At 65.3% G+C, this 660-nt stretch carries 1 protein-coding gene; it reads left to right on the top strand.

Annotated elements, in window-relative coordinates:
• Positions 1-660: hypothetical protein (locus HFK74_RS32930; protein ID WP_218953958.1), on the top strand; the 660-nt coding region annotated here is incomplete at both ends.

The raw sequence follows: 660 nt of genomic DNA, 5'->3' as shown, positions 1-660 counted from the left end.
CGGATCCTGGATCGATAGGCTGCGCCAGGCCTTTTTGGGCTTTGTCCGTGACGATGCGGGCACGTCACCCGATTTCGAGTTGACGATCCGGGAAACCGACACCCCGGCCTGGACCGGCGGATGGCCGCTCACCTGGGAGGGCCAACTACCCGACGGACATATGGGACGGGTGTTCGAGTCCGACGGATCGGCCGTGCTCGAGGTCGACGGCGGCGGCGTCCTCGTCATCGACCATATCGGACGCAAGGCCCTCGCCGAGTTCCGGCCGGGGAGCCATTCGCATTTCTTCGGCTCCGCCGTCATGCTCGTCACCGATGCAGCGCTCATGGCCACAGGCCGGCATTTGGTTCACGCCGCCTGCTTGATCGACAAGCGGTCGGGGCGGGCGGCGCTTGTCTGCGTTCCATCGGGAGGCGGCAAGACGACGACGGCGTTGGCGCTAGCCCATGATGGATTCTCGCTGCTGACCGACGACGCCAGCGGTCTGATCCCCGATGCCGCCGGCCCTCGTGTCTGGGGATTTCCGCGCCCCCTCAAGGTACATCGCAGGACCGCCGAACTGCTGCCCTGGCTCGGGAAATTGCCGGATCGCTGGGACAAGAATGGGGAGCAAGGATTGTCACTCGACAGTCTTGCTGATCGCATCGACGTGGCGGCTTG

This window comes from Pseudomonas sp. SbOxS1 (assembly GCF_013416725.1).
GTDB lineage: Bacteria > Pseudomonadota > Gammaproteobacteria > Pseudomonadales > Pseudomonadaceae > Aquipseudomonas.
The sequence above is the reverse complement of the archived record's forward strand: the minus strand, read 5'-3'. Positions and strand labels throughout refer to the sequence as shown.